The sequence below is a fragment of the Acidovorax sp. FG48 genome, from assembly GCF_057809085.1.
Genome location: NZ_JBMDJH010000032.1, coordinates 1 through 24,881, shown reverse-complemented (window position 1 = coordinate 24,881; position 24,881 = coordinate 1). Strand labels below are relative to the sequence as shown.

The window sequence follows — 24,881 nt, the reverse complement described above, 5'->3', positions numbered from 1 at the left end:
CGCGAAGGCGGCCGCACCGTGGGCGCTGGCGTCGTGGCCAAGATCATTGCTTAATTCATAAGCAGAAAAGGAACTTGCCATGTCCAAGCAAAAAATCCGCATCCGCCTGAAGGCGTTTGACTACAAGCTGATCGACCAGTCCGCTGCCGAGATCGTTGACACCGCCAAGCGCACCGGCGCCATCGTCAAGGGCCCCGTGCCCCTGCCGACGCGCATGAAGCGTTTCGACATCCTGCGTTCGCCCCACGTCAACAAGACCAGCCGCGACCAGCTCGAAATCCGCACGCACCAGCGTCTGATGGACATCGTGGACCCTACGGACAAGACCGTGGACGCCCTGATGAAGCTCGACCTGCCCGCTGGCGTGGACGTCGAAATCAAGCTGCAGTGATGTAGCCGTAGCTGCTGCAAGGCGGGCTCCTCCGCCTTGTGGTGACTGACATAACGCGAACTTGCTTGAAAAAGCGGTTCGCGTTATACTTTAGGGCTTCGCCTAATTTGCGTGCGTTTTCGCGCGTCGGTGGGTGGAGTTTTAATAACCCTCTTTCATGCACGCGAGTGCAACGCCGTGGCCAATTGAAGTTGCGGCGGTGGAAGTTTTGGAGAAACAAATGAGTCTGAGCAACTCCCTCGGGTTGCTGGGTCGCAAAGTGGGCATGATGCGTCTGTTCACCGATGATGGGGACGCAGTGCCTGTCACGGTGGTGGATGTGTCCAACAACCGCGTTACCCAGGTCAAAACCCAAGAGAACGATGGCTACGTGGCCCTGCAGGTCACGTTCGGTTCGCGCAAAGCATCGCGCGTGACCAAGCCAGAAGCCGGCCACCTTGCCAAGGCAGGTGTGGAAGCCGGTGAAATCATCCAGGAATTCCGCGTGACCGCAGAAACCGCCGGCAAGTACGCCGCGGGTGCTGCAGTGCCTGTGGCTGATGTGTTTGCCGTGGGTCAAAAGGTCGACGTGCAAGGCACCTCCATCGGTAAGGGCTACGCCGGTACCATCAAGCGTCACAACATGAGCTCGCAGCGCGCGTCGCACGGTAACAGCCGTTCGCACAACGTGCCTGGCTCGATCGGTATGGCACAAGACCCCGGTCGCGTGTTCCCCGGCAAGCGCATGACGGGCCACCTCGGCGATGTCACCAAGACCACGCAAAACCTCGATGTCATCCGCATCGACGAAGCGCGTCAACTGCTCTTGATCAAGGGCGCGATTCCGGGCTCCAAGGGTGGGTTCGTGACCGTGCGTCCCGCCATCAAGGCCAAAGCCTCCAAAGGAGCGAACTAATGCAGCTCGAACTCCTGAATGACCAAGGCCAAGGCGCATCCAAGCTGGATGTTCCCGAAACCGTGTTCGGTCGTGAATACAACGAAGATCTGGTGCACCAGATCGTGGTGGCCTACCAGGCCAACGCACGCCAAGGCACTCGCGCCCAGAAGGACCGCGAGCAAGTCCGTCACTCGACCAAGAAGCCTTTCAAGCAAAAGGGTACGGGTAACGCACGTGCAGGTATGACTTCCTCGCCACTGTGGCGCGGGGGCGGTCGGATTTTCCCGAACATGCCTGACGAAAATTTCACGCAGAAGATCAACAAGAAGATGTACCGCGCCGGTATGTCTGCCATCTTGTCGCAGCTGGCCCGCGAAGGTCGTCTGGCTGTGGTCGACTCGCTGAAGCTTGACTCCCCCAAGACCAAGGTCCTGGCCGACAAGTTCAAGGCGATGAACCTGCAATCGGTGATGGTGATTGCCGACGAAGTGGACGAAAACCTGTACCTGGCCTCGCGCAATCTGGTGAACGTGCTCGTCGTTGAGCCCCGTTACGCCGATCCCGTGTCGCTGGTGCGTTTCAAGAAAGTGCTCGTCACCAAGGGTGCAATCGACAAACTCAAGGAGATGTTCGCATGAGCACACTCAAGTTTGACGAAGGTCGTCTGATGCAAGTTCTGGTCGCTCCCATCGTGTCCGAAAAGGCCACCATGGTTGCCGAGAAGTCCAATGCAGTGACGTTCAAGGTGCTGCAGAACGCTACCAAGCCCGAAATCAAGGCCGCTGTGGAATTGATGTTCAAGGTGGAAGTCAAGGGCGTTTCTGTGGTGAACACCAAAGGCAAGACCAAGCGTTTCGGCAAGACTGTCGGCCGCCGCGACAATGTTCGCAAGGCATACGTCACGCTGCAGCCAGGTCAAGAGCTGAACCTCTCCGGGGAGGCCGCGTAATCATGGCTGTCGTTAAGATGAAACCTACCTCGCCCGGCCAACGTGCCGTGGTGAAGGTCACGCGTGACCACCTGTACAAGGGTGAAGCTTACGCCCCCCTGCTGGAGCCACAATTCCAGAAGGCCGGCCGTAACAACAACGGTCACATCACCACCCGTCACAAGGGCGGTGGCCACAAGCACCACTACCGTGTGGTGGACTTCAAGCGCAACAAGGACGGCATTCCGGCCAAGGTTGAGCGCATCGAGTACGACCCCAACCGTACGGCCCACATCGCTCTGGTGTGCTATGCCGACGGCGAGCGTCGCTACATCATCGCTCCCCGCAACCTGGAAGTGGGCGCAACCCTGCTGTCGGGTTCGGAAGCCCCGATCCGCGCTGGCAACACGCTGCCTATCCGCAACATCCCCGTGGGTTCGACCATCCACTGCATCGAGCTCAAGCCCGGTGCCGGTGCTCAGATCGCCCGCTCGGCGGGTGCTTCGGCAACGCTGCTCGCGCGTGAAGGCGTGTACGCCCAGGTGCGTATGCGTTCCGGCGAAGTGCGCAAGATCCACATCGAATGCCGCGCCACCATTGGTGAAGTGGCCAACGAAGAACACAGCCTGCGCCAACTGGGCAAGGCCGGTGTGAAGCGCTGGATGGGTATTCGTCCTACGGTTCGCGGCGTGGCCATGAACCCGGTGGATCACCCTCACGGTGGTGGCGAAGGCCGCACCGGCGAAGGCCGCCATGCAGTCGATCCTTGGGGCAATCTGACCAAGGGTTATCGCACCCGTAACAACAAGCGCACACAGATCATGATCGTGTCGCGTCGCAAGAAGTAAGGGGTAACAGATGACTCGCTCTCTCAAAAAGGGTCCATTTGTTGACCATCACTTGCTGGCCAAGGTCGAAAAGGCCGTTGCCACCAAGGACAAAAAACCAGTCAAGACCTGGTCGCGTCGCTCCATGGTTCTGCCCGAGTTCATCGGTCTGACCATCGCCGTGCACAACGGCAAGCAACACGTGCCGGTCTATGTCACCGACCAGATGGTGGGCCACAAGCTGGGCGAATTCGCCCTGACGCGCACCTTCAAGGGTCACCCCGCTGACAAAAAAGCGAAGAAGTAAGGAACGACCATGTCTGAAACACGTGCAGTCCTCCGGGGCGTCCGTCTGTCGGTCGACAAGGGCCGTCTGGTCGCCGATCTGATCCGCGGCAAGAAAGTGGACCAGGCTCTGAACATCCTGAACTTCACGCAGAAAAAAGCTGCGGGAATTGTCAAGAAGGTTCTGGAGTCGGCCATCGCCAACGCCGAACACAACGATGGCGCTGACATCGACGAACTGAAGGTCAAGACCATCTACGTCGAACAAGGCACCACGCTCAAGCGCTTCACCGCGCGCGCCAAAGGCCGCGGCAACCGCATCAGCAAGCCCACGTGCCATGTGTACGTGACGGTTGGCAACTAAAGGCTCGGGAAGACTATGGGACAGAAAATCCATCCTACCGGCTTCCGCCTTGCGGTCAGCCGCAACTGGTCCAGCCGTTGGTACGCCAGCAACCGCGACTTCGCGGGCATGCTGGCCGAAGACATCAAGGTGCGTGAGTACCTGAAGGCCAAGCTCAAGAACGCGGCTGTGTCGCGCATCCTGATCGAGCGTCCTGCCAAGAACGCCCGCATCACCATTTACTCGGCACGTCCTGGTGTGGTGATCGGCAAGAAGGGCGAAGACATCGAGAACCTGAAGAAGGAACTCGCGTCGCGTCTGGGCGTGCCCGTCGCAGTGAACATCGAAGAAGTGCGCAAGCCTGAAATCGATGCCAAGCTGATCGCCGACAGCATCACGCAACAGCTCGAAAAGCGGATCATGTTCCGCCGCGCCATGAAGCGCGCCATGCAGAACGCCATGCGTCTGGGTGCCCAGGGCATCAAGATCATGTCGTCCGGTCGTCTGAACGGTATCGAAATCGCTCGCTGCGAGTGGTACCGTGAAGGCCGCGTGCCACTTCATACGCTGCGTGCGGACATCGACTACGGCACCTCTGAAGCCAAGACCACCTACGGTGTGATCGGCGTCAAGGTCTGGGTCTACAAGGGTGACACGCTGGGTCGTAACGACCTGCCAGCCGTGGAAACGCCTCGTCCAGACGAAGAGCGCCGCCCACGCGGTCCACGCCGTGACGGCCGCCCAGGTGGCGATCGCCCAGGCGCCGGCCGTGGCCCACGTCGTCCTGTCGGTGGCAACACCGCTCCGGCCGACGGCAGCGACAAGCCAGCGGAAGCTGGTGGCGCTGATAACAATGCCGTTAAGCGCGTACGCAAGGTCGCCGCGCCCGCTACAGCAGCGGACGGTAAAGGAGAATAAAGATGCTGCAACCTGCTCGCCGTAAATACCGCAAGGAGCAAAAGGGCCGTAACACTGGCGTCGCAACGCGGGGTGCCTCCGTTGCCTTCGGTGATTTCGGTCTGAAGTGCACCGATCGTGGCCGTCTGACGGCCCGCCAGATCGAAGCTGCACGCCGTGCGATTTCCCGTCACGTCAAGCGTGGCGGCCGTATCTGGATCCGCGTGTTCCCGGACAAGCCAATCTCTACCAAGCCCGCAGAAGTGCGTATGGGTAACGGTAAGGGCAACCCCGAGTACTACGTGGCTGAAATCCAGCCCGGCAAGATCGTGTTCGAAATCGTTGGTGTGCCCGAAGAACTGGCCCGCGAAGCGTTCCGCCTGGCTGCTGCCAAGCTGCCGCTGCGCACCACGTTCGTCAGCCGTCACCTCGGCGCGTAATTCAGGAGACCATGAAAATGACCAAAGCTACTGAACTGCGCCAAAAAGACGTTGCTGGCATCGAAGCCGAAATCAAGGCGCTGCAAAAGGCCCACTTCGGCCTGCGCATGCAAAAGGCTACGCAGCAACTGGGTAACACCAACACGCTGCGCACCACCCGCCGCGATATCGCACGTGCCAAGACCATCCTTGCTGAAAAGCAAGCCGCCAAGTAAGGAGCCCATATGACGGAACCTAAAAAATCCCTCAAGCGCACCTTGATTGGCAAGGTGGTCAGCGACAAGCGTCAAAAGACTGTGACCGTGCTGGTCGAGCGTCGTGTGAAGCACGAGCTCTACGGCAAGATCGTTGCGAAGTCGAGCAAGTACCACGCCCACGACGAAAAGGGCGAGTACAAGCTGGGCGACGTGATCGAAATCACCGAGAGCCGTCCGCTCTCCAAGACCAAGAACTGGGTGGCTACCCGCTTGGTGCAAAAGGCCGGTCTGCTGTAATCAGCTTTCCAAGCCTGCTCCGGGGGCGCAAACCCCTGGGCGGCAAGGCCCTTCAAAACGACCCACAATGTGGGTCGTTTTGCTTTGTGGGCCTCCTTTTGATGCGAACGGTGCACAGGCCGTGTCCAGAAGGAGTTTTGCAAGGCATGGCGTTCTCGGGTTTCAACACCCCCATCCCAACATCCCAAGGAGAAAACAATGATCAAAGTCGGTGACACCCTGCCCGCAGCCACGCTGATGGAATATTCCGAAGTCGAGGGCGAAGGTTGCAGCATCGGTCCAAACCCCGTGGCGGTCGACAAGGCCACGGCCGGCAAGACGATTGCGCTGTTTGCCCTGCCTGGTGCCTTCACGCCCACCTGCTCGGCCAAGCATGTGCCCGGCTATGTGGAGAAGGCTGCCGAGTTCAAGGCGGCCGGTGTGGACGAGATCTGGTGTGTGAGCGTGAACGACGCGTTCGTGATGGGTGCCTGGGCCCGCGACCAGAAGACCGATGGCAAAGTGCGCATGCTGGGCGACGGCAGCGCCGCCTTCGCACAAGCCACCGGCCTGACTCTGGACCTGACCTCGAAGGGCATGGGCCTGCGCAGCAACCGCTATTCGATGCTGGTGCGCGATGGCAAGGTGGTGACGCTCAACGTCGAAGCGCCAGGCAAGTTTGAAGTGAGCGACGCTGACACCCTGCTGGCCCAGGCCAAGGCGGCGTGACGCGCCACTGATTGCTATTGAATCGATAGCTGCTAGCGCATGTAAATCCTGCGCTAGCGCCTCAAATGGTCAAAAAATATCGACCTTGAGGTAATGCGCCCCGGGTATGGGGTTGTGATAGTAGGGCGGGATTTCTTCAAAGCCCAGATCGGTGTACAGCGCGCGGGCTGACTCCATATCGTCCAGAGTGTCGAGCAATACGCAGGCGTACCCGGCCTGCCGCGCCCGGTCCAGCATGGCTTCGGCCAGCTCGCGGCCCAGGCCAAAGCCACGGAACGCCTTGCGCACATACAGCCGCTTCATCTCGCTGGCGTTGGGGTAATCGGCGTTGTCCAGCGGGCGCAGGGCACAACAGCCTGCCAAGGCGCCTTCCACTTCGGCGATCAGCAGGGCGCCACGGGGTTCGGCGTAGTCGCCCGGCAGTTGTGCCAGTTCGGACTCAAAGTCCTGAAAGCACAAGTCAACACCGAGTGTGCTGGCGTACTCGCGAAAGATGTCTCGGACCGCGTCCCACTCGGCGGGCGAGGAGGGGGTTCTCAGGGAGATGGAGGGCTTGTCCAAAGCGCAAGGCATGCAAACAAAAGAGCCGCCAGTGTAGCGACTTCGTTCAGAACGCCGGCGCCGCCAGCGACGACACCCACCACGCCACGCCAGCGCTCAGGGCCAACACCACCAAGGCCGCGATGCGGCTGAGGGCGTCATCCCGCGATGGTGCTGCCGCCTCGGGCAGCGTCTTGTCACCGTCCAGCATGGGGCGGACGAGTTGCTGCTTGCGCACGCGCACATAGAAGATGATGGCCAGCACATGCAGGCCCACCAGCGACAGCACCAGGAACTGACCGATGTCCTTGTGGTAGTTCGTGGCCAACCCCACGACGGCGTTGGAGACATATTGGGTCAAGGGCCCGGCGAAGGCGATCTCATCGTCGCTCAGCAGGCCGGTGCCCACCTGGGCTACCAGCACGGCCAGCAGCACGAACACGGCCAGCGCTCCCAGCGGGCTGTGTCCAATGCTGTCCTCCGGGTGGGGCGCGCCACGCAGGTACTGCACCAGCCGCGCGGGCGAGTACAGAAACGCCGAAAAACGCGACCAGCGCCCCCCCACCAATCCCCAGACCAGCCGGAACACCAGCAGCGCCAGCACCGTGTAGCCCAGGCGGAAATGCCAGACCATGGCGTTTCCCCCCACATTGGCCGTGATGACCAGTCCCACGATGCAGGCGGCCAGCGCCCAGTGAAAAATGCGGGTTGGAAGGTCCCAGATGCGTACGGTGTGCTGCGTCATGGTGGTCAGGGCTTTGTGCCAGAGTGATGGGGGCGGAGGTGCCAGCGGCATTGTGCGACAGGGCGGCCCGGGCTGTAACCACCCCGCCACAGCACAACAGCGCCCAAACCGGCATACTGCGCAGGCTTGGAAGGCACCATTCTGTTCCACCCACGAAAAAGGAAGTTCCGATGAAAGCACTTGCTGCGTTGACCCTGGCGGCTGCGGCTCTGACCCTGTCCGCCCCCGCCTCCGCCCAATTTGCCAAAGCCGAAGACGCCATCAAATACCGCCAGAGCGCGCTGTTCGTGATGGGCCAGCATTTCGGACGCCTGGGCGCCATGGCCAACGGCCGCGCGCCGTTCGATGCCAAGGTGGCACAGGAGAACGCCGACATCGTGGCCCAGATGGCCAAGCTGCCTTGGGCCGGTTTTGGCCCCGGCACCGACAAGGGCGCGCCCAACAAGGCGCTGCCAGAAATCTGGACCGAGCAGGCCAAGTTCAAGGAACATTCCGAGAAGCTGGAGGCCGAGACCGTGAAACTTGCCGCCGCCGCCAAGACGGGCAACCTGGACAACCTCAAGACCGCCTTTGGGGCCACTGCAGGCACTTGCAAGGCCTGCCACGACAGCTTCCGCGCGAAGTAAAACAGACGGTGGGGAAATGCGTTGCTATGTTTTACGTAGCATGCAGGGCATGATCCACGAGCGCAAAAGGCCAATTTCTCTCGAAATTGGCCTTTTTTATGCCCTGAACGGGCTCTGGTTCGTGTGAGGGCGGTGTGTCCGCCGCGCAGCTCAGGTTTCTGCCAGCAGCTTCTCGATCAGCTGGTGCAGCTCCGGGAAATTGGGGGCGCCCACATAGGTCTTCACGATCTCGCCCCGCTTGTTCACGATGAAGGTGGAGGGCGTCAGTTGCACATCGCCCCAGGCCTTGGCCACTTTGCCGGTGTTGTCGATGGCCACCTGGAAGGGCAGCTTGCGTGTCTCGGCAAAGTTCACCACGTAGCTGGGCGGGTCGTAGCTCATGGCCACGGCCAGGGTGTCAAAACCCTTGCTGTTGTACTTGTTGTAAGTCGCAATGATCTCGGGCATCTCGGCCACGCAGGTGGTGCAGCTCGTGGCCCAGAAGTTGACCAGGGTGACCTTGCCTTTCAGGTCGGCGGTGGATTTGCTGGAGCCGTCCAGCAGCACAAAGGTCGATGCGGGCGCTTCGGCGCGGCCCGTGTCCAGGTACACATAGGCGCCCACGGCAGCAAACGCTGCCACCGCCACACCTGCTGCCCATTGCTTGATCGCCATGACTTCACCACCCATCCCAAAAGAAACACGGGGCCTGTGCCCCACCCCACATTGTGCCGGAGCCGCCTGTGTGCCGTGTCAGCAGTCCCTGCAACCCCCTGGCTGGACTCAAATTGCGGGGAAAAGTTCGCCCCCAAACGCGGCGCAGAAGCAGCATGGGGGACTCTGCCGATAATGCCCCGATGAAATGGACATTGACCGGGGCTGCCGCCCTGCTAATTGCGGGCTGCAGCCCCGCCCTGAACTGGCGGACCGTGCCGCTGCCCGAAGCGGATTTGACCATCACCCTGCCGTGCAAGCCCGACCAGGCCACCCGCACGGTGGAGCTGGCCGGTGCCCCGGTGGAGCTGTCCATGGTGGGCTGTGACGCCGATGGCGCCACCTTTGCCGTGTCCCACGCCGCGTTGGCCGACCCCGCCCAGGTGGGCGCCGCGCTCACCCATTGGCGGGCAGCGATGCTGGCGCGCCTGGGGGCAGGGGCCGAAGCGGGCGCCAAAGACGTGCCCTACGCGCCGCGCGGCACCATGCCCCTGCCGCAGTCGGTGCGCACTGTGGCGCAGGGGCAGCGGCCCGATGGCAGTGCAGTGGTGGCGCAGGCCGTGTGGTTTGCACGCGCCGCAGGGCCGCAGGTGCGGCTGTACCACGCTGTGGTCTACACCGCCAAGCCCCGGCCGGAGGTGGCCGACCAGTTGTTCGCCGGCCTGGCGCTGCCATGACGATGAGCGGCAGCGGCGGCGTATTGCCACGGCGGGCGGCCGTCATCGTCTTTCTGGCGTTTGCCTTTGCCTACTTCTTGTCGGCGCTGGTGCGTGCCGTCACGGCCACCCTGGCGCCCACGCTGGCCCAGGAGTTCTCGCTGCACGCGCGGGATCTGGGGCTGCTGGCGGGAGGCTACTTCCTGGGCTTTTCGGCCACGCAGTTGCCGCTGGGCACCTGGCTGGACCGGCACGGGCCCAAGAAGGTCGCACTGGGTTTTCTGGGCGTGGCCGTGGTGGGCAGCCTGGTGTTTTCGGCGGCCGCAGGGTTTTCGGGGCTGCTGGCCGGGCGCGTGTTGTGCGGTGCGGGCGTCAGTGCCTGCCTGATGGCGCCGCTCACCGGCTACCGCCGGTGGCTGGAGCCGGTGGCGCAGATGCGGGCGAATTCGTGGATGTTGATGACGGGCTCGCTCGGCATGGTGGCCTCCACGCTGCCGGTGCAATGGGCCTTGCCGCTGGTGGGCTGGCGCCCGCTGTTCTGGGGGCTGGCGGTATTGATCGCGCTGTCGATGGTCGTGATTGCCCTGTGGGTGCCGGGGTGGGGCCCGGCGGGGCAGGCGAAGACCGCGTCCGGCGCTGCAGAGGCCGTGCCCCAGGGCTATGGCGTGGTGTGGCGGCACCCCTATTTCCAGCGCCTCGCGCCGCTGGGGTTCTTCTGCTATGGCGGCATGGTGGCCATGCAGACGCTGTGGGCCGGGCCGTGGATGCAGCGTGTGGCGGGCTACACCGCGCTGGAGTCGGCCACAGGCCTGTTCTGGATCAACGTTTCGATGCTGTGCACCTTCTGGACCTGGGGCATGGTCAACCCCTGGCTGCTGCGCAAGGGGTTTGGGGCCGACCGGCTGATGGCCATGGGCTTGCCGATGTGTTCGGTGGTTCTGCTGGGCATCATCCTGGCCGGGCCCCAGGCTGGGGGAGGCGCCTGGGCGCTGTTCTGCGTGTCATGCACCTTCGTGTCGCTGTCGCAGCCCGCCGTGGCCATGGCGTTTCCGCAGGCGCTGGCAGGGCGCGCACTGTCGGCCTACAACCTGGTGATTTTTGTGGGCGTGTTTGTGGTGCAGTGGGGCATCGGGCTGGCGGTGGACGCGTTTGCGGCCGCAGGGTTGGCCACCGTGCCCGCGTTCCAGGCGGCCATGGCGGTGTACCTGGCATGCAACGCCGGCGCCTACGCGTGGTTCCTGCTTCGGGGGCGGCGCCATAATGTGCTGACAACCCCCACACCATGAACACTTGCGCAACCACCAATGCAACCACCGGCCGCCTCTGCATGACTGGCCCGTCGTTGATCTCCGCGTGGCGTGAGTCGTGACCATGAGCCCCACCAGCATCCTCATCATTGCCCACGCCCCGCTGGCCCATGCGCTGCGCGAATGCGCGCTGCACGTGTTTGCCGACTGCGGCAGCAGCGTGGCTGCGCTCGATGTGCAGCCCAACCAACCCCCCGAAGAATCGCTGGCCCAGGCGCGCATCATGCTGGACCAGCTGGGCACCGACACCACCCTGGTGCTGACCGATGTGTTCGGCGCTACACCCTGCAATGTGGCGCAGCGCCTGGTCGATGGCGTGCGCTCGCGCCTGGTGACGGGCGTCAATTTGCCCATGCTGTTGCGCGCCGTGAGCTACCGGGCCGAGTCGCTCGATTCCGTGGTGAGCCGCGCCGTGGTGGGAGGCACCCAAGGGGTGATGCAGGTGGCCATTTCCGCGCCGCAGAACCAGAACCGCCGTAACCGACATGATCAAGACCCGTACGACCATCAGCAATAAACTGGGCCTGCATGCCCGCGCGTCGGCCAAGCTCACCAAGCTGGCCGGCAGCTTTCCATGTGACGTTTTCATGAGCAAGGGAGAGCGCCGCATCAACGCCAAGAGCATCATGGGCGTGATGATGTTGGCCGCCGGCCTCGGCTCCGAAGTGGAGCTGGAAACCAACGGCGACCGCGAGCAAGAGGCGATGGACGCCCTGCTGGCGCTCATTGCCGACAAGTTTGGCGAGGGTGAATAAGCCTGCTCATCTCGCCTGTGCCCTGACCCCGCCGAACCTTTGATCGCACCACCATGACCTTCTCCGTCCACGGCCTCGCAGTTGCACGCGGCATTGCCATTGGCCGGGCCGTGCTGGTGGCGTCCAGCCGGGTGGATGTGGCGCATTACTTTGTCGAACCCTCCCAGGTCGAAGGTGAGATCGAGCGCGTGCGCCAGGGCCGCAATGCGGTGGTCGAGGAGCTGCAGCGCCTGCAGACCGACATGCCCGCCGACGCGCCCCACGAGCTGACTGCGCTGCTGGATGTGCACCTGATGCTGCTGCAGGACGAGGCACTCACCGGCGGCGTCAAGCACTGGATCACCGAGCGCCTGTACAACGCCGAGTGGGCGCTCACCACCCAGCTCGAAGTGATTGCGCGCCAGTTCGACGAGATGGAGGACGAGTACCTGCGCGAACGCAAGGCCGACCTGGAGCAGGTGGTCGAGCGCATCCTGCGCCACATGAAGGGCGTGGCCAGCCCGGTGGCGCCACCGGCCAGCAGCCCGCGCCGCCACAAGCAACTGGGCCTGCAGCAAGACCTGCTGCTGGACGACACGGTGGACGTGCCCCTGGTGCTGGTGGCGCACGACCTCTCACCCGCCGACATGCTGCAGTTCAAGCAAAGCGTGTTCGCGGGCTTTGTCACTGACGTGGGCGGCAAGACCAGCCACACGGCCATCGTCGCGCGCAGCATGGACATCCCTGCCGTGGTGGGTGCGCGCGCCGCCAGCCAGCTGGTGCGGCAGGACGACTGGGTCATCATCGACGGCGATGCGGGCGTGGTCATTGTCGATCCCTCGCCCATCATCCTGGCCGAATACGGTTTTCGCCAGCGCCAGGTCGAGCTGGAGCGTGAGCGCCTGGCGCGCCTGCGCCACACCCCCGCCATCACCATCGACGGTCACAAGATCGAGCTGCTGGCCAACATCGAACAGCCCGGCGACGCCGCCGCTGCCGTGCGCGCGGGCGCCGTGGGTGTGGGCCTGTTCCGCAGCGAATTTCTGTTCATGGGCAAAAGCGGCAACCTGCCCGGCGAGGACGAGCAGTACCGTGCCTATTGCGAGGCCATCGACGGCATGCAGGGCCTGCCGGTCACCATCCGCACCATCGACGTGGGCGCCGACAAGCCGCTGGATAACAAGGCCCACAAGGACAACTACCTCAACCCCGCGCTGGGGCTGCGTGCCATCCGCTGGAGCCTGGCCGACCCGGCCATGTTCCGCACCCAGCTGCGCGCCGTGCTGCGCGCCGCGGCGCATGGCAAGGTCAACCTGCTGTTCCCCATGCTCGCGCACACGCACGAGATCCAGCAGACGCTCGCTCAGGTCGATCTGGCGCGGGGTGAGCTAGACGCGCGTGGCGAGCCCTACGGCCCGGTGCAGCTGGGCGCCATGATCGAGGTGCCCGCCGCCGCGCTCATGGTGCGCACCTTCCTCAAATACTTCGATTTCTTGTCCATCGGCACCAACGACCTGATCCAGTACACCCTGGCCATCGACCGTGCTGACGAGGCCGTGGCGCACCTGTACGACCCGCTGCACCCCGCCGTGCTCCGCCTGGTGGGCGATGTGATCGCCGAGGGCGAGCGCCAGGGCAAAAGCGTGTGTGTGTGCGGTGAGACGGCGGGCGACGTGACCATGACGCGCCTGCTGCTAGGACTGGGCCTGCGCAGCTTTTCCATGCACCCGGCGCAGATCCTGGCCGTCAAGCAGGAGGTGCTGCGCGCCGACACGCGCAAGCTCGCCCCCTGGGCCCAGCAGGTACTGGACGGCGACGAGCCCGCCGTGCTGCTCAAAGGCTGACGCCCTGGGATGCAGTAGCTATTTCAAAATTGATAGCTGCTGGGGCATATTCCACTAGCGCTATCGGCCTATTTGTCTATATTTTTTACTGCCGCAGGTGCGTTGATCCTTTACCATCAACGCGCCCGCATTCCTATCACCGCTGCGCTGATGATCATGGCGGTGGCCAGTGCAATGCTCCAGGTGAAGGTGCGGCCGCTCACCAAAATCAGCAGCGCCGTGGAGGCCAGCGGCGTGATGTAGCTCAGGATGCCGATGTGCCGTGCGTCCCCCAGCTTCAGCGCCTTGTCCCACATAAAGAACGACGCCCCCAGCGGCCCCAGCCCCAACACCGCCAGCAGCCCCCAGTCGCGCGGCTGCAGCGCCACGGCGGGCTCCAGCAGCCCATGGCATAGCAGCGACAGCACGCCAGACACCAGCCCGAAGAGGCCAATCGCCGTGGTGGGGAACGCTGCCACACGCTTGGTCATGAGCGAATAGGTGGCCCAGATGAAGGCGGCGGCCAGCGCGGGCAGGTAGCCCCAGGCCAGCGTGCCGCTCAACTCGCGTCCGCCTGCAATGGCGATGGCCGCGCCCCCAAACCCCAGCAGCGCAGCCAGTACATGCGGCAGTCGCAGTGCCACGCCCGGCAGCACCACGGGTGACAGCACCACGATGAACAGCGGCCACAGGTAGTTGACGAGGTTCGCCTCCACCGGCGGCGCGTGGCGCAGCGCGATGAACAGCAGAAAGTGGTACGCAAACAGGCCATACACGCCCAAGGCCAGCGTGCGCAGCGGAATGCGCCACTGCGACGGATCGCGCAGCACAAAGGGCCATGCGGGCACGCTGCCGATGATGAGCGCAATGCCCGTGAGCAGGAAGGGCGGAATGTGGGTGAGGGACACCCCCAGCGAGGCGAGAGAAGCCCATAGCGCAATAGCGCCCAGGGCATAAAGATTGGCTTGCATGGCGCCGAGCTTACGCGCGCCTGCTGTGGTGCATCGTCGCGCAACACCGGTGTGTCGTCGCGCGCCGAGGTTTTTGAAGGGTTCTGCCTGCCGTCGCGAGCCCTTAGGCGTTGTGCTCGGCCCGGCGCAAGGCTGCAGTGAGGGCTGAAGGCGAGCGGTATCCCGTGCGCTGAGCCACTTCAGCCACCGCCATGCCCGTGCTGCGCAGCACCCGGGCCTGCGCCAGGCGCAAGCCGCGCAGCCAGGCCATGGCGCCCATGCCGTGGTCGTCCCGACAGCGGGCGGCAAACTGGCTGGGGCTCAGGTGCACCTGCGCAGCCAGGTCGGCCACGGTCAGTTCCCGGTGCCACTGCTGCGCGGCCCACTGCTGCAGCGCGGCCCAGTCGATGGTGCGCCCGCGCGTGGGGCTGGGTGCTGCTGCATCGGGGCGGGCGGCGGTGAGCCATGCTTCCAGCAGCAGGGCGGGGCCATGGGTTTGCGCCAGCGGGCGGCCTTGCCGCAAAGCGCTGGCCAGGTAATGGGCCAAGGGCAACGCGTCGGAGGGCGGCGTGGTCGCGCGGCGTGGGCTGGCGCACTGCGCCCAGTCCGGGTGGGCGCTGTCGAGCACCAGGCAGACGCTGCCGCGGGTGGATTCAAAGTCGTGCCGGTCGCCCGGGGCGATCACGCAGCCACCGCCGGGCGCCACGCGCACGCCACGGCCATCCACCTCCAGGTCCAGCGCTCCGGAGAGTCCCAGCAGAATCTGGAAATGGTCGTGGCTGTGGCTGCCCGGCGAGGCGCCGTAGTGCCGCAACGAGAGCAGACCATTCGGGCCCATGGGCGGCTTGGGAAGGCGGGTGTCGGTGCTTACACGCCTGCGGCGTGCGCCTGCTGGTCAGCATGGTAGCTGGAGCGAACCATGGCACCCACGGCGGCGTGGCTGAAGCCCATCTTGTAGGCCTCTTCCTCGAACATCTTGAAGGTGTCGGGGTGCACGTAGCGGCGCACCGGCAGGTGGCTGTTGCTGGGCGACAGGTACTGGCCGATGGTCAGCATGTCGATGTTGTGCGCGCGCATGTCGCGCATCACCTGCAGGATCTCTTCGTCCGTTTCGCCCAGGCCGACCATGATGCCGCTCTTGGTGGGCACGTTGGGATGCAGCGCCTTGAACTTTTTCAACAGGTTCAGGCTGAACTGGTAGTCGGAGCCTGGGCGCGCTTCCTTGTACAGACGCGGCGCGGTTTCCAGGTTGTGGTTCATCACATCGGGCGGCGCAGCCTTCAGGATTTCGAGCGCCCGGTCATCGCGGCCACGGAAGTCGGGCACCAGAATCTCGATCTGCGTGCTGGGAGACAGCTCACGGATGTTCTGGATGCATTCCACAAAGTGGCCGCTACCGCCGTCGCGCAGGTCGTCGCGGTCCACACTGGTGATCACCACGTATTTGAGTTTGAGCGCTGCAATGGTCTTGGCCAGGTTCAGCGGCTCGTTCTTGTCCAGCGGGTCGGGGCGGCCATGGCCCACGTCGCAGAACGGGCAGCGGCGCGTGCACTTGTCGCCCATGATCATGAACGTGGCCGTGCCCTTGCCAAAACATTCGCCGATGTTGGGGCACGAGGCTTCTTCGCACACCGTGTGCAGCTTGTGCTCGCGCAGGATTTCTTTGATCTCGTAGAAGCGCGTGGTGGGGCTGCCCGCTTTGACGCGAATCCACTCGGGCTTTTTGAGCACTTCGCCCTGCTCGACCTTGATCGGAATGCGCGACAGCTTGGCCGCAGCCTTTTGTTTGGCCAGCGGGTTGTAGGCTTCGGTGGATTGGGCTTCGCGGACGACTTCAGGGGTGCTCATAGCGGTAGGCGGAGTTCAGGGCGCCAACCGGATGCTGAGCTGCTGGCCCAGCACCTGCGCGGCTTCTTCCCAGGTGGTGTGGACCCCGATTGTAGAAAGGTCCACCGTTTTCAATCCTGCGTAACCGCAAGGGTTGATGCGGCCGTAGGGCTCCAGGTCCATGTTCACGTTCAGCGCCACGCCGTGGTAGGTGCAGTGGCGGCTGACCTTGATGCCGAGCGCCGCGATCTTGCCCAGGCCTTCGAAGTCGGGCGTGGGTGCCTCGGCGCCCGTGCGTTTTTGGGGGCGTTGGGGCAGCATGGCGTGGCTGTGCGGGTCATCCAGACGCACGTAAATGCCGGGTGCACCGGCAACCCGGTGGCCTGTGATGCCGAAGTGCGCCAGTGTGCGGATCACGGCCTCTTCAACGCGGTAGACGTATTCCTTGACGAAATAGCCCGCACGTTGCAGGTCGATCAGCGGGTAGGCGACCACCTGACCGGGGCCGTGGAAGGTCACCTGTCCGCCCCGGTTGGTGGCGATGACGGGGATCTCGCCCGGGTCTAGCACATGGTCGCTTTTGCCTGCTATGCCCTGGGTGTAAAGCGGCGGATGCTCACAAATCCAGAGCGTGTCAGCGTCCGACGGCGTCCGTGTGGCTGTGTAGTCCTGCATGGCTTGCACGGTGCTGGCGTAGTCCACGCGGCCCAGCAGGCGGATGTCAATCGTCATGGCGCAATCTGCAAGGGGGGCGGTTACAGCACCACTTTCACCATCGGGTGCGAGGACAGCGCGCGGTACAGGTCGTCCAACTGCTCGCGGCTGGTCGCCGTGATGGTGATGGTTACTCCGAGGTAATTGCCCGCGCGGCTGTCGCGCAGTTCAATGGTGGCGGCGTCGAAGGTAGGGTCGAACTGGCGCGCCACTTCGGTCACGGCATGCACGAAGCCGTCCACCTTGGCGCCCATGACTTTGATTGGGAACTTGGAGGGGTATTCGATCAGCGAGTCTTTGCGTGGATCGGCGGCCTGGGGATCGAGGCCGTTGGCGGGCGGCGGATTGGAGGATGTCATGGTGATTAGCGGTGAGTGGGGTGCTGCGGTTTCGATAGCTGGCGACGCACTGTCATTGTGCGCCACAGGCGCGTTCGGCTCTTCTCGCCGCCCGTTCGGCGTGCGCCAGATCGATGCATGGCGAGGCTGTTTTGTGCGCGCCAGTGAGGTTGGCACGTCACCACAACGGGGCGGGCACACACGCAACCCGCCGACGCGTTTGCGGGTTTTTGTCTGGTGCCATGGGTTTTTACTTATAATTAGAGGCTTTGTAAAAGTTGCGGTCTGTAACGCGGGCGTCATTCATCAATGAAAACAATCCCGCCAGAGACTGAAACTGAGGCTGAAGAATCTGACTTCAAGCCCCTGACGGCCCAAGAGGCGCAGCAGTGGCGCAGTCGCCATCCGCCCCTCTCGGTGTGGAGGGTGGTGGCAGGTCAGGCGCTGGTCGGAATGCTGGTGGCCCTGGTGGCCTGGGTTCTGACGGGCAGGGCGGTGGTGGGCTGGTCTGCAGCCTACGGCGCTCTGGCAGTGGTGGCTCCGGCCGCACTGTTTGCCCGCGGTGTGTTGCGCCAAAAGGCGTCATCCAATCCGCGGGCTGCCATGGTGGGGTTCTTTGGGTGGGAAATCGCCAAGATCATGTTGACGGTGGCGCTGCTGGCGGCGGCACCTCGGCTGGTGCCGGGCTTGAGCTGGATTGCCTTGCTGGTTGGCATGGTGGTCGCAATGAAAACGTACTGGGTGGCACTGTTGGTGCGGCCTGGTGTCCGAAAAACCGATTGATAGAGAGAAGAGTTGTCCGATGGCCGCAGAAGCGCACGCTCCGACTGCAAGTGAATACATCGTTCACCACCTGCAGCATCTTCAAAACGTCAACCAGACCAAGATTGTTGATTTCACTGTCATCAACTACGACTCGATCATCGTCGGTTTGGTTCTGGGTGCGCTCACCCTTTTGATTCTGTGGTCAGCTGCCCGTAAGGCAACCTCGGGTGTGCCTGGTCGCTTCCAGGCTGCGGTCGAGATGCTGGTCGAGATGGTGGACAACCAGGCCAAGGCCAACATCCACAATGCTGAAAGCCGCAAGTTCATCGCTCCCCTGGGTCTGACTGTGTTCGTCTGGATCTTCTTGATGAATTTCATGGACATGCTGCCTGTGGACCTGCTGCCCGCCGTCTGGGCCAAGATCTACGGTGCTGCAGGTCACGACCCGCACCACGCTTATCTGCGTGTTGTGCCCACAGCCGATCTGTCCACCACGCTGGGCCTCGCTTTCGCTGTCCTGATCCTGCGCTTCTGGTACAGCGTCAAGATCAAGGGCGCTGGCGGCTGGGCGCACGAACTGGTGTCGGCTCCTTTCGGCACCAGCAAGAATCCTATCTTCGCCCTGATTCTGGGCGTGGTGAATCTGCTCATGCAGATCATTGAATATGTCGCCAACACCGTGTCCCATGGCATGCGGTTGTTCGGCAACATGTACGCTGGCGAACTGGTGTTCATGCTCATCGCCCTCATGGGTGGTGCTGCGGCCCTGTCGCTGTCGGGTGTGCTGCTGCCTGTGGGCCACGTTATCGCTGGCACCATCTGGACGCTGTTCCACATTTTGGTGATCTCGCTGCAAGCATTCATCTTCATGATGCTCGCGCTGATCTACCTTGGTCAGGCGCACAACGCGCACTAAGTTTCCCTTTCGTTTTTTCTTTCCTTAACTTTTCTTTTTTAACTCAGGAGTCATCATGGAAAACATTCTCGGTCTCGTCGCTCTGGCTTGTGGTCTGATCGTTGGTCTGGGCGCTATCGGCGCTTCCATCGGCATCGCCCTGATGGGTGGCAAGTTCCTCGAATCGTCGGCACGTCAGCCTGAACTGATCAACGAACTGCAAACCAAGATGTTCATCTTGGCTGGTCTGATCGACGCTGCGTTCCTGATCGGTGTGGCTATCGCCCTGCTGTTCGCTTTCGCCAACCCCTTCGTTTCCACGCTCTTGGCCAACCTGCCCAAGTAAATCCCGTTCAACGCCACTTTAGAAAGGTGTTGCCGTGAGTATCAATGCGACCCTGTTCATTCAGGCCATCGTCTTCCTGATCCTCGTGTGGTTCACGATGAAATTCGTGTGGCCTCCGATCGCGAAGGCGTTGGATGAACGAGCCCAGAAAATCGCCGATGGCCTCGCAGCTGCCGACCGTGCCAAATCCGAACTGACCGCTGCCAACCAGCGCGTTGAAAAGGAACTGTCACAGGCGCGCAACGAAACGGCCTCGCGTCTTGCGGACGCCGACCGTCGTGCCCAGGCCATCATCGAAGAAGCCAAGGCCCGCGCCACAGAGGAAGGCAACAAGATTGTTGCTGCAGCCCGCGCCGAAGCCGAGCAGCAGACGGTCCAAGCCCGCGAAGCCCTGCGTGAGCAGGTGGCAGCGCTGGCCGTCAAGGGTGCCGAGCAGATTCTCCGCAAGGAAGTCAATGCTGGCGTCCATGCCGACCTGCTCAACCGCCTGAAGACCGAGCTGTAAGGGGACACACATGGCTGAACTCGCCACCATTGCCCGCCCTTACGCCGATGCCTTGTTCAAGGCTGCCACTGCGGGCGCGGGCGTCGATCTGGGCAGCACCGCTGCCTGGATGGACGAACTGGCGGCGATTGCCGCCAACCCCCAGCTGCGTCAGTTGGCGGACAACCCCAAGGTGACGGCAGACCAGGTGTTCGCCGTATTCACCGGGGTCGCCCGCTCGGCCCTGCCGGATATGGCCAAAAATTTCCTGCGCACAGTCATCGACAACGGACGCATCGATGCGCTCCCGGAAGTGGCTGCGCAGTTTCGTGCCCTCGTGAATCGTCGCAACGGCTCCTCGGATGCCGTCGTGTACAGCGCATTTCCGATGGACAGTGCTGCACTGTCCGAGGTCAGCGCAGCGCTGGAAAAGCGCTTCGGCCGTAAGCTCAATCTCGCTGTACAGCTGGATGAGTCCCTGATCGGTGGTATTCGCGTAGTGGTGGGTGACGAGGTGCTGGACACTTCGGTCAAGGCCCGTCTTGAACAAATGAAAGCGGCCCTCGTTGCGTAACGCGCGACGAGGACAGCGAACCAAAGAAAGAAGGAAAGAGTCATGCAACTCAATCCCGCAGAAATTTCTGAACTCATCAAGAGCCGCATCGAAGGTCTGGCCGCCAGCAGCGATATCCGCAACCAGGGTACCGTGGTGTCCGTGTCTGACGGTATCGTGCGCGTTCATGGCCTGTCGGACGTGATGCAGGGCGAAATGCTCGAGTTCCCCGCGACCAAGGACGGCCAGCCTTCCTACGGTCTGGCGCTAAACCTCGAGCGCGACTCCGTCGGCGCCGTGATTCTGGGCGAGTACGAGCACATCTCCGAAGGCGACACCGTCAAGTGCACGGGCCGCATTCTGGAAGTGCCCGTGGGCCCCGAACTGGTCGGCCGCGTGGTGAACGCTCTGGGTCAGCCGATCGACGGCAAGGGCCCTATCAACGCCAAGCTCACCGACGTGATCGAAAAGGTTGCTCCCGGTGTGATCGCCCGTAAGTCCGTGGACCAGCCTCTGCAGACCGGCCTGAAGTCCATCGACTCGATGGTGCCCGTGGGTCGTGGCCAGCGCGAGCTGATCATCGGTGACCGCCAGACCGGCAAGACCGCCGTGGCCATCGACGCCATCATCGCCCAGAAGGGCCAAGGCGTGACTTGTATCTACGTCGCCATCGGTCAGAAGGCATCGTCGATCAAGAACGTGGTGCGCGCTCTGGAACAGGCCGGCGCCATGGAGTACACGATTGTGGTGGCCGCATCGGCTTCCGAATCGGCTGCCATGCAGTACGTGTCGGCCTACTCGGGTTGCACGATGGGCGAATACTTCCGCGACCGCGGCCAAGACGCCCTGATCGTGTACGACGACCTGTCCAAGCAAGCTGTGGCCTACCGCCAAGTGTCGCTGCTGCTGCGTCGCCCACCAGGCCGCGAAGCCTATCCTGGCGACGTGTTCTATCTGCACAGCCGTCTGCTCGAACGCGCAGCCCGCGTGAACGCCGACTACGTCGAAGCCTTCACCAAGGGTGAAGTCAAGGGCAAGACCGGTTCGCTGACCGCACTGCCGATCATCGAAACGCAAGCTGGCGACGTGTCCGCTTTCGTGCCTACCAACGTGATCTCGATCACCGACGGCCAGATCTTCCTGGAAACCAGCCTGTTCAACGCCGGTATCCGTCCCGCCATCAACGCCGGTATCTCGGTGTCGCGCGTGGGTGGTGCTGCCCAGACCAAGCTGGTGAAGAACCTGTCCGGCGGTATCCGTACCGACCTGGCCCAGTACCGTGAACTGGCTGCGTTCGCGCAGTTTGCTTCCGATCTGGACGAAGCCACCCGCAAGCAGCTGGACCGCGGTGCCCGCGTGACCGAACTGCTGAAGCAGGCACAGTACAGCCCGCTGTCCATCTCGCTGATGGCCGCCACGCTGTTCGCTGTGAACAAGGGCTTCATGGACGACATCGATGTCAAGAAGGTGCTCGACTTCGAACACGGCCTGCACCAGTTCCTGAAGACCAGCCACGCCGCTTTGCTGGCCAAGCTGGAACAGGCCAAGGCCATGGACAAGGATGCAGAAGCCGAATTGACCGCAGCGATCGCCGCGTTCAAGAAGTCGTTCGCTTAAACCGGACGAGGAGCCATCATGGCAGCAGGCAAGGAAATACGCGGCAAGATCAAATCGGTGGAAAACACCAAGAAGATCACCAAAGCCATGGAAATGGTGGCCGCATCCAAAATGCGCAAGGCGCAGGACCGGATGCGGGCTGCCCGCCCATACAGCGAGAAGATCCGCAACATTGCAGCCAACCTCGGCAAGGCCAACCCGGAGTACGTGCACCCGTTCATGAAAGTGAACGATGCCAAGACCGCCGGTGTGATCGTCATCACCACGGACAAGGGCCTGTGCGGCGGCATGAACACCAATGTGTTGCGTGCCGTGACGAACAAGCTGCGTGAACTGCAGGGTGCTGGCGTCTCGACCGAAGCCGTGGCGATTGGCAACAAGGGCCTGGGTTTCCTGAACCGTGTGGGCGCCAAGGTGGTTTCGCACGTGACGGGCCTGGGCGACACCCCCCACCTGGACAAGCTGATTGGCCCGGTGAAGGTGCTGCTCGATGCATACGCAGAAGGCAAGATCAATGCGGTGTACCTGAGCTACACCAAGTTCATCAACACCATGAAGCAGGAATCGGTGGTGGAGCAGCTGCTCCCCCTGTCCTCCGAGCAGATGCAGGCCGAGAAGACGGAACACGGCTGGGACTACATCTATGAGCCCGATGCGCAAAGCGTCATCGACGAGCTGCTGGTCCGTTATGTCGAGTCCCTGATTTACCAGGCGGTTGCGGAAAACATGGCGTCCGAGCAGTCGGCACGCATGGTGGCCATGAAGGCTGCCACCGACAACGCCGGCAGCGTCATTGGCGAGTTGAAGCTGGTCTACAACAAGACGCGCCAGGCAGCGATCACGAAAGAACTTTCGGAAATCGTGGCTGGCGCCGCTGCTGTGTAAGCAGCTCAACAAACTACTTTATTGGAGCGAAAAATGGCTCAAGTGCAAGGCAAGATTGTTCAATGTATCGGCGCCGTGGTGGACGTTGAGTTCCCACGCGACCAGATGCCCAAGGTTTACGACGCCCTGAAGCTGGAAGGCTCTGCCCTGACGCTGGAAGTGCAGCAGCAGCTGGGTGACGGCGTGGTGCGTACCATCGCCCTCGGTTCCTCCGACGGCCTGCGCCGCGGCATCATGGTGACCAACACCGGCAACCCCATCACCGTGCCAGTGGGCAAGGCGACGCTGGGCCGCATCATGGACGTGCTGGGCAACCCCATCGACGAACGTGGTCCCGTGGGCCAGGAGCTGACCGCTTCGATCCACCGCAAGGCGCCTGCGTACGACGAACTGTCGCCCTCGCAAGAACTGCTGGAAACCGGCATCAAGGTGATCGACCTGGTGTGCCCGTTCGCCAAGGGCGGTAAGGTGGGTCTGTTCGGTGGCGCCGGTGTGGGCAAGACCGTGAACATGATGGAACTCATCAACAACATCGCCAAGGCCCACTCGGGTCTGTCGGTGTTCGCTGGTGTGGGCGAGCGTACTCGCGAAGGGAACGACTTCTATCACGAAATGGCCGATTCCGGCGTGGTGAATCTGGAGAACCTGGGCGAATCCAAAGTGGCCATGGTGTACGGCCAGATGAACGAGCCTCCAGGCAACCGTCTGCGCGTGGCCCTGACCGGTCTGACCATTGCGGAATCTTTCCGTGACGAAGGCCGTGACGTGCTGTTCTTCGTGGACAACATCTACCGCTACACGCTGGCCGGTACTGAAGTGTCCGCTCTGCTGGGCCGTATGCCTTCCGCCGTGGGCTACCAGCCCACCCTGGCCGAAGAAATGGGCCGCCTGCAAGAGCGTATTACATCCACCAAGGTCGGTTCGATCACCTCCATCCAGGCCGTGTACGTGCCAGCGGATGACTTGACCGATCCCTCGCCTGCTACGACGTTTGCCCACTTGGACTCCACCGTGGTGCTCTCGCGTGACATCGCCTCGTTGGGTATCTACCCCGCCGTGGACCCGCTGGACTCCACCAGCCGCCAGCTGGACCCGAACGTGGTGGGCGAAGACCACTACACCACGGCCCGCGCCGTGCAGGGTACGCTGCAGCGCTACAAGGAACTGCGCGACATCATCGCCATTCTGGGCATGGACGAACTGGCTCCTGAAGACAAGCTGGCTGTGGCCCGCGCTCGCAAGATCCAGCGTTTCCTGTCTCAGCCTTTCCACGTGGCCGAAGTGTTCACGGGCTCCCCAGGCAAGTATGTTCCCCTGGCCGAAACCATCCGTGGTTTCAAGATGATCGTGAACGGCGAATGCGATCACCTGCCAGAGCAAGCGTTCTACATGGTGGGCACCATTGACGAAGCCTTCGAAAAGGCCAAGAAGGTGGCCTGATGAGCCGTCGGCCGGGCAGCCCGTAGCGACCCGGCCTTCTGCAATCAAGCAACCCACCTTTTCCTAGGAGCAATGATGAACACCATCCACGTTGATGTGGTCAGTGCCGAAGAGTCCATCTTCTCCGGTGAAGCGCGCTTTGTCGCTCTGCCCGGCGAAGCTGGCGAGTTGGGCATCTACCCCCGCCACACCCCGCTGATCACCCGCATCAAGCCGGGCTCGGTGCGCATCGAAATGGCTGACGGTGGCGAAGAGTTCGTCTTCGTGGCCGGTGGCATTCTGGAAGTGCAACCCAACTGCGTGACCGTGTTGTCGGACACCGCCATCCGTGGCAAGGATCTGGACGACGAGAAGGCCAACGCGGCCAAGTCTGCAGCCGAAGAAGCGCTCAAGAACGCCAAGAGCGACATCGATCTGGCCAAGGCCCAGTCCGAGCTGGCCGTCATGGCTGCCCAGATTGCGGCGCTGCGCAAGTTCCGCCAGAAGAAGTAAGCTTTCGCGAGCACTCTGGTGCGGCACAAAAACCCGGCATTGCCGGGTTTTTTATTTCTGTCGTGGTGACAACGCTCCAGACGTACACAGCCATACTCCTATAAGCGAAGGCGCAGTATTGCCTATCGACGGCGTAGCAACTCGCCAGTAATGGCCTCTGCGAAGCTGGTCACTTGATCCCCGCTCCAAAAGGCTTACGCACAAACAAAAAGGCCGGGGCCCCTCACAGGGCCCCGGCCTTTTGCATTTGCACAGCTCTTT

General features: G+C 62.6%; 35 protein-coding genes. 27 read left to right on the top strand and 8 right to left on the bottom strand.

What is annotated here, in order from left to right; all coding sequences use genetic code 11:
• The first annotated feature begins 79 nt into the window (after nt 1-79).
• The 12 genes from rpsJ (at nt 80) to ACODSU_RS24425 (ending at nt 6,190) form a co-directional block, all read left to right on the top strand.
• On the top strand, nt 80-391 hold the full coding sequence (rpsJ, locus tag ACODSU_RS24480; RefSeq protein ID WP_005796953.1) for a 30S ribosomal protein S10: 312 nt from the start codon (nt 80-82) through the stop codon (nt 389-391).
• Nucleotides 392-611: 220 nt separating this feature from the next.
• A complete protein-coding gene (gene rplC / locus ACODSU_RS24475; protein WP_015012188.1) occupies nt 612-1,286 on the top strand; it encodes a 50S ribosomal protein L3 in 675 nt (224 codons plus the stop codon).
• Nucleotides 1,286-1,906, top strand: a complete 621-nt coding sequence (rplD, locus tag ACODSU_RS24470) for a 50S ribosomal protein L4 (protein WP_008906425.1) — start codon at nt 1,286-1,288, stop codon at nt 1,904-1,906. The genes rplC and rplD overlap by 1 nt, the downstream gene beginning before the upstream one ends.
• A complete protein-coding gene (rplW, locus tag ACODSU_RS24465; RefSeq protein WP_007847815.1) occupies nt 1,903-2,217 on the top strand; it encodes a 50S ribosomal protein L23 in 315 nt (104 codons plus the stop codon). Before rplD ends, rplW begins: the two co-directional genes overlap by 4 nt.
• A gap of 2 nt (nt 2,218-2,219) precedes the next feature.
• Complete coding sequence (gene rplB, locus ACODSU_RS24460; RefSeq protein WP_008906426.1) at nt 2,220-3,044, top strand: 50S ribosomal protein L2; 825 nt, start codon at nt 2,220-2,222, stop codon at nt 3,042-3,044.
• A 10-nt stretch (nt 3,045-3,054) separates the two neighbouring features.
• Nucleotides 3,055-3,330, top strand: a complete 276-nt coding sequence (rpsS, locus tag ACODSU_RS24455) for a 30S ribosomal protein S19 (protein ID WP_010467177.1) — start codon at nt 3,055-3,057, stop codon at nt 3,328-3,330.
• 9 nt (nt 3,331-3,339) lie between these two features.
• The gene (rplV, locus tag ACODSU_RS24450; RefSeq protein ID WP_007847806.1) at nt 3,340-3,672 is read left to right on the top strand and encodes a 50S ribosomal protein L22; all 333 of its coding nucleotides are present in this window, start codon (nt 3,340-3,342) and stop codon (nt 3,670-3,672) included.
• A 15-nt stretch (nt 3,673-3,687) separates the two neighbouring features.
• On the top strand, nt 3,688-4,569 hold the full coding sequence (rpsC, locus tag ACODSU_RS24445; RefSeq protein WP_015012189.1) for a 30S ribosomal protein S3: 882 nt from the start codon (nt 3,688-3,690) through the stop codon (nt 4,567-4,569).
• 2 nt (nt 4,570-4,571) lie between these two features.
• The gene (gene rplP / locus ACODSU_RS24440; protein ID WP_015012190.1) at nt 4,572-4,988 is read left to right on the top strand and encodes a 50S ribosomal protein L16; all 417 of its coding nucleotides are present in this window, start codon (nt 4,572-4,574) and stop codon (nt 4,986-4,988) included.
• Nucleotides 4,989-5,005: 17 nt separating this feature from the next.
• Nucleotides 5,006-5,203, top strand: coding sequence for a 50S ribosomal protein L29 (gene rpmC / locus ACODSU_RS24435; protein WP_015012191.1), 198 nt, complete (start codon nt 5,006-5,008; stop codon nt 5,201-5,203).
• Nucleotides 5,204-5,212: 9 nt separating this feature from the next.
• Nucleotides 5,213-5,482 carry a 30S ribosomal protein S17 gene (rpsQ, locus tag ACODSU_RS24430; protein ID WP_015012192.1) on the top strand — a complete coding sequence of 90 codons (270 nt, stop codon included), beginning with the start codon at nt 5,213-5,215 and terminating at the stop codon, nt 5,480-5,482.
• 198 nt (nt 5,483-5,680) lie between these two features.
• On the top strand, nt 5,681-6,190 hold the full coding sequence (locus tag ACODSU_RS24425; RefSeq protein ID WP_015012193.1) for a peroxiredoxin: 510 nt from the start codon (nt 5,681-5,683) through the stop codon (nt 6,188-6,190).
• Between the two features lie 69 nt (nt 6,191-6,259).
• On the opposite strand, the gene ACODSU_RS24420 is transcribed toward ACODSU_RS24425, so the two are convergent.
• On the bottom strand, nt 6,260-6,763 hold the full coding sequence (locus ACODSU_RS24420; protein ID WP_015012194.1) for a GNAT family N-acetyltransferase: 504 nt from the start codon (nt 6,761-6,763) through the stop codon (nt 6,260-6,262).
• 34 nt (nt 6,764-6,797) lie between these two features.
• On the bottom strand, nt 6,798-7,475 hold the full coding sequence (locus tag ACODSU_RS24415) for a cytochrome b/b6 domain-containing protein (RefSeq protein ID WP_488845488.1): 678 nt from the start codon (nt 7,473-7,475) through the stop codon (nt 6,798-6,800).
• Nucleotides 7,476-7,645: 170 nt separating this feature from the next.
• Between ACODSU_RS24415 and ACODSU_RS24410 the strand changes: the two genes are divergently transcribed.
• Nucleotides 7,646-8,101 (top strand): c-type cytochrome, encoded by a 456-nt coding sequence (locus tag ACODSU_RS24410; protein WP_488845486.1) that lies wholly within the window; start codon nt 7,646-7,648, stop codon nt 8,099-8,101.
• 150 nt (nt 8,102-8,251) lie between these two features.
• Here the strand turns inward: ACODSU_RS24410 and ACODSU_RS24405 are convergent, their stop codons facing one another.
• Nucleotides 8,252-8,755 carry a TlpA disulfide reductase family protein gene (locus ACODSU_RS24405; protein ID WP_015012197.1) on the bottom strand — a complete coding sequence of 168 codons (504 nt, stop codon included), beginning with the start codon at nt 8,753-8,755 and terminating at the stop codon, nt 8,252-8,254.
• A 182-nt stretch (nt 8,756-8,937) separates the two neighbouring features.
• Here ACODSU_RS24405 and ACODSU_RS24400 point away from each other — a divergent pair, with 182 nt between their 5' ends.
• The 5 genes from ACODSU_RS24400 (at nt 8,938) to ptsP (ending at nt 13,335) form a co-directional block, all read left to right on the top strand.
• Nucleotides 8,938-9,471 carry a hypothetical protein gene (locus tag ACODSU_RS24400; protein ID WP_488845484.1) on the top strand — a complete coding sequence of 178 codons (534 nt, stop codon included), beginning with the start codon at nt 8,938-8,940 and terminating at the stop codon, nt 9,469-9,471.
• A gap of 2 nt (nt 9,472-9,473) precedes the next feature.
• Entirely contained in the window at nt 9,474-10,736 is a 1,263-nt protein-coding gene (locus ACODSU_RS24395; RefSeq protein WP_488845491.1) for an MFS transporter, read from the top strand.
• Between the two features lie 85 nt (nt 10,737-10,821).
• Nucleotides 10,822-11,274: a PTS sugar transporter subunit IIA gene (locus tag ACODSU_RS24390; RefSeq protein ID WP_060987370.1), complete on the top strand. Its 453-nt coding sequence runs from the start codon at nt 10,822-10,824 to the stop codon at nt 11,272-11,274.
• Nucleotides 11,243-11,512 (top strand): HPr family phosphocarrier protein, encoded by a 270-nt coding sequence (locus tag ACODSU_RS24385; RefSeq protein WP_056058887.1) that lies wholly within the window; start codon nt 11,243-11,245, stop codon nt 11,510-11,512. The genes ACODSU_RS24390 and ACODSU_RS24385 overlap by 32 nt, the downstream gene beginning before the upstream one ends.
• A 53-nt stretch (nt 11,513-11,565) precedes the next feature.
• Complete coding sequence (ptsP, locus tag ACODSU_RS24380) at nt 11,566-13,335, top strand: phosphoenolpyruvate--protein phosphotransferase (RefSeq protein WP_110961978.1); 1,770 nt, start codon at nt 11,566-11,568, stop codon at nt 13,333-13,335.
• 116 nt (nt 13,336-13,451) lie between these two features.
• Here ptsP and ACODSU_RS24375 read toward each other — a convergent pair whose 3' ends face one another.
• The 5 genes from ACODSU_RS24375 to ACODSU_RS24355 all read right to left on the bottom strand — a co-directional run bounded on the left by ACODSU_RS24375 (nt 13,452) and on the right by ACODSU_RS24355 (nt 17,164).
• Nucleotides 13,452-14,285, bottom strand: coding sequence for a DMT family transporter (locus ACODSU_RS24375; RefSeq protein ID WP_488845482.1), 834 nt, complete (start codon nt 14,283-14,285; stop codon nt 13,452-13,454).
• 103 nt (nt 14,286-14,388) lie between these two features.
• Nucleotides 14,389-15,102 (bottom strand): AraC family transcriptional regulator, encoded by a 714-nt coding sequence (locus tag ACODSU_RS24370; RefSeq protein WP_488845481.1) that lies wholly within the window; start codon nt 15,100-15,102, stop codon nt 14,389-14,391.
• Nucleotides 15,103-15,131: 29 nt separating this feature from the next.
• Nucleotides 15,132-16,112: a lipoyl synthase gene (gene lipA / locus ACODSU_RS24365; protein WP_488845479.1), complete on the bottom strand. Its 981-nt coding sequence runs from the start codon at nt 16,110-16,112 to the stop codon at nt 15,132-15,134.
• A gap of 15 nt (nt 16,113-16,127) precedes the next feature.
• The gene (gene lipB, locus ACODSU_RS24360) at nt 16,128-16,823 is read right to left on the bottom strand and encodes a lipoyl(octanoyl) transferase LipB (protein WP_488845477.1); all 696 of its coding nucleotides are present in this window, start codon (nt 16,821-16,823) and stop codon (nt 16,128-16,130) included.
• 23 nt (nt 16,824-16,846) lie between these two features.
• Entirely contained in the window at nt 16,847-17,164 is a 318-nt protein-coding gene (locus tag ACODSU_RS24355; protein WP_295944386.1) for a YbeD family protein, read from the bottom strand.
• 288 nt (nt 17,165-17,452) lie between these two features.
• Here ACODSU_RS24355 and ACODSU_RS24350 point away from each other — a divergent pair, with 288 nt between their 5' ends.
• From ACODSU_RS24350 to ACODSU_RS24310, 9 genes are all read left to right on the top strand, one after another.
• The gene (locus ACODSU_RS24350; protein WP_488845475.1) at nt 17,453-17,926 is read left to right on the top strand and encodes an ATP synthase subunit I; all 474 of its coding nucleotides are present in this window, start codon (nt 17,453-17,455) and stop codon (nt 17,924-17,926) included.
• Nucleotides 17,927-17,945: 19 nt separating this feature from the next.
• Nucleotides 17,946-18,824 carry a F0F1 ATP synthase subunit A gene (atpB, locus tag ACODSU_RS24345; protein ID WP_488845473.1) on the top strand — a complete coding sequence of 293 codons (879 nt, stop codon included), beginning with the start codon at nt 17,946-17,948 and terminating at the stop codon, nt 18,822-18,824.
• A 55-nt stretch (nt 18,825-18,879) separates the two neighbouring features.
• The gene (gene atpE, locus ACODSU_RS24340; RefSeq protein ID WP_015012210.1) at nt 18,880-19,149 is read left to right on the top strand and encodes a F0F1 ATP synthase subunit C; all 270 of its coding nucleotides are present in this window, start codon (nt 18,880-18,882) and stop codon (nt 19,147-19,149) included.
• A 34-nt stretch (nt 19,150-19,183) separates the two neighbouring features.
• A complete protein-coding gene (locus ACODSU_RS24335) occupies nt 19,184-19,654 on the top strand; it encodes a F0F1 ATP synthase subunit B (protein ID WP_015012211.1) in 471 nt (156 codons plus the stop codon).
• A 10-nt stretch (nt 19,655-19,664) separates the two neighbouring features.
• Nucleotides 19,665-20,207, top strand: coding sequence for a F0F1 ATP synthase subunit delta (locus ACODSU_RS24330; protein ID WP_015012212.1), 543 nt, complete (start codon nt 19,665-19,667; stop codon nt 20,205-20,207).
• A gap of 42 nt (nt 20,208-20,249) precedes the next feature.
• On the top strand, nt 20,250-21,803 hold the full coding sequence (atpA, locus tag ACODSU_RS24325) for a F0F1 ATP synthase subunit alpha (RefSeq protein WP_060987364.1): 1,554 nt from the start codon (nt 20,250-20,252) through the stop codon (nt 21,801-21,803).
• A gap of 18 nt (nt 21,804-21,821) precedes the next feature.
• Nucleotides 21,822-22,688: a F0F1 ATP synthase subunit gamma gene (gene atpG, locus ACODSU_RS24320; protein ID WP_488845471.1), complete on the top strand. Its 867-nt coding sequence runs from the start codon at nt 21,822-21,824 to the stop codon at nt 22,686-22,688.
• A gap of 33 nt (nt 22,689-22,721) precedes the next feature.
• Entirely contained in the window at nt 22,722-24,128 is a 1,407-nt protein-coding gene (atpD, locus tag ACODSU_RS24315) for a F0F1 ATP synthase subunit beta (protein ID WP_015012215.1), read from the top strand.
• 75 nt (nt 24,129-24,203) lie between these two features.
• Nucleotides 24,204-24,620 carry a F0F1 ATP synthase subunit epsilon gene (locus ACODSU_RS24310; protein WP_015012216.1) on the top strand — a complete coding sequence of 139 codons (417 nt, stop codon included), beginning with the start codon at nt 24,204-24,206 and terminating at the stop codon, nt 24,618-24,620.
• Nucleotides 24,621-24,881: the final 261 nt, after the last annotated feature.

Coding starts and splice junctions, on each gene's coding strand:
- lipB (WP_488845477.1), bottom strand. CDS start 16,823: ATGACGATTGACATCCGCCTGCTGGGCCGCGTGGACTACGCCAGCACC.
- ACODSU_RS24355 (WP_295944386.1), bottom strand. CDS start 17,164: ATGACATCCTCCAATCCGCCGCCCGCCAACGGCCTCGATCCCCAGGCC.
- ACODSU_RS24395 (WP_488845491.1), top strand. CDS start 9,474: ATGAGCGGCAGCGGCGGCGTATTGCCACGGCGGGCGGCCGTCATCGTC.
- ACODSU_RS24420 (WP_015012194.1), bottom strand. CDS start 6,763: ATGCCTTGCGCTTTGGACAAGCCCTCCATCTCCCTGAGAACCCCCTCC.
- ACODSU_RS24350 (WP_488845475.1), top strand. CDS start 17,453: ATGAAAACAATCCCGCCAGAGACTGAAACTGAGGCTGAAGAATCTGAC.
- atpB (WP_488845473.1), top strand. CDS start 17,946: ATGGCCGCAGAAGCGCACGCTCCGACTGCAAGTGAATACATCGTTCAC.
- ACODSU_RS24415 (WP_488845488.1), bottom strand. CDS start 7,475: ATGACGCAGCACACCGTACGCATCTGGGACCTTCCAACCCGCATTTTT.
- rplD (WP_008906425.1), top strand. CDS start 1,286: ATGCAGCTCGAACTCCTGAATGACCAAGGCCAAGGCGCATCCAAGCTG.
- rplW (WP_007847815.1), top strand. CDS start 1,903: ATGAGCACACTCAAGTTTGACGAAGGTCGTCTGATGCAAGTTCTGGTC.
- ACODSU_RS24310 (WP_015012216.1), top strand. CDS start 24,204: ATGAACACCATCCACGTTGATGTGGTCAGTGCCGAAGAGTCCATCTTC.
- rpmC (WP_015012191.1), top strand. CDS start 5,006: ATGACCAAAGCTACTGAACTGCGCCAAAAAGACGTTGCTGGCATCGAA.
- atpE (WP_015012210.1), top strand. CDS start 18,880: ATGGAAAACATTCTCGGTCTCGTCGCTCTGGCTTGTGGTCTGATCGTT.
- ACODSU_RS24375 (WP_488845482.1), bottom strand. CDS start 14,285: ATGCAAGCCAATCTTTATGCCCTGGGCGCTATTGCGCTATGGGCTTCT.
- rpsQ (WP_015012192.1), top strand. CDS start 5,213: ATGACGGAACCTAAAAAATCCCTCAAGCGCACCTTGATTGGCAAGGTG.
- lipA (WP_488845479.1), bottom strand. CDS start 16,112: ATGAGCACCCCTGAAGTCGTCCGCGAAGCCCAATCCACCGAAGCCTAC.
- rpsS (WP_010467177.1), top strand. CDS start 3,055: ATGACTCGCTCTCTCAAAAAGGGTCCATTTGTTGACCATCACTTGCTG.
- ACODSU_RS24330 (WP_015012212.1), top strand. CDS start 19,665: ATGGCTGAACTCGCCACCATTGCCCGCCCTTACGCCGATGCCTTGTTC.
- ACODSU_RS24405 (WP_015012197.1), bottom strand. CDS start 8,755: ATGGCGATCAAGCAATGGGCAGCAGGTGTGGCGGTGGCAGCGTTTGCT.
- ptsP (WP_110961978.1), top strand. CDS start 11,566: ATGACCTTCTCCGTCCACGGCCTCGCAGTTGCACGCGGCATTGCCATT.
- atpD (WP_015012215.1), top strand. CDS start 22,722: ATGGCTCAAGTGCAAGGCAAGATTGTTCAATGTATCGGCGCCGTGGTG.
- rplC (WP_015012188.1), top strand. CDS start 612: ATGAGTCTGAGCAACTCCCTCGGGTTGCTGGGTCGCAAAGTGGGCATG.
- ACODSU_RS24385 (WP_056058887.1), top strand. CDS start 11,243: ATGATCAAGACCCGTACGACCATCAGCAATAAACTGGGCCTGCATGCC.
- ACODSU_RS24390 (WP_060987370.1), top strand. CDS start 10,822: ATGAGCCCCACCAGCATCCTCATCATTGCCCACGCCCCGCTGGCCCAT.
- rpsJ (WP_005796953.1), top strand. CDS start 80: ATGTCCAAGCAAAAAATCCGCATCCGCCTGAAGGCGTTTGACTACAAG.
- atpG (WP_488845471.1), top strand. CDS start 21,822: ATGGCAGCAGGCAAGGAAATACGCGGCAAGATCAAATCGGTGGAAAAC.
- rplP (WP_015012190.1), top strand. CDS start 4,572: ATGCTGCAACCTGCTCGCCGTAAATACCGCAAGGAGCAAAAGGGCCGT.
- ACODSU_RS24425 (WP_015012193.1), top strand. CDS start 5,681: ATGATCAAAGTCGGTGACACCCTGCCCGCAGCCACGCTGATGGAATAT.
- rplB (WP_008906426.1), top strand. CDS start 2,220: ATGGCTGTCGTTAAGATGAAACCTACCTCGCCCGGCCAACGTGCCGTG.
- atpA (WP_060987364.1), top strand. CDS start 20,250: ATGCAACTCAATCCCGCAGAAATTTCTGAACTCATCAAGAGCCGCATC.
- rplV (WP_007847806.1), top strand. CDS start 3,340: ATGTCTGAAACACGTGCAGTCCTCCGGGGCGTCCGTCTGTCGGTCGAC.
- ACODSU_RS24400 (WP_488845484.1), top strand. CDS start 8,938: ATGAAATGGACATTGACCGGGGCTGCCGCCCTGCTAATTGCGGGCTGC.
- ACODSU_RS24370 (WP_488845481.1), bottom strand. CDS start 15,102: ATGGGCCCGAATGGTCTGCTCTCGTTGCGGCACTACGGCGCCTCGCCG.
- ACODSU_RS24410 (WP_488845486.1), top strand. CDS start 7,646: ATGAAAGCACTTGCTGCGTTGACCCTGGCGGCTGCGGCTCTGACCCTG.
- rpsC (WP_015012189.1), top strand. CDS start 3,688: ATGGGACAGAAAATCCATCCTACCGGCTTCCGCCTTGCGGTCAGCCGC.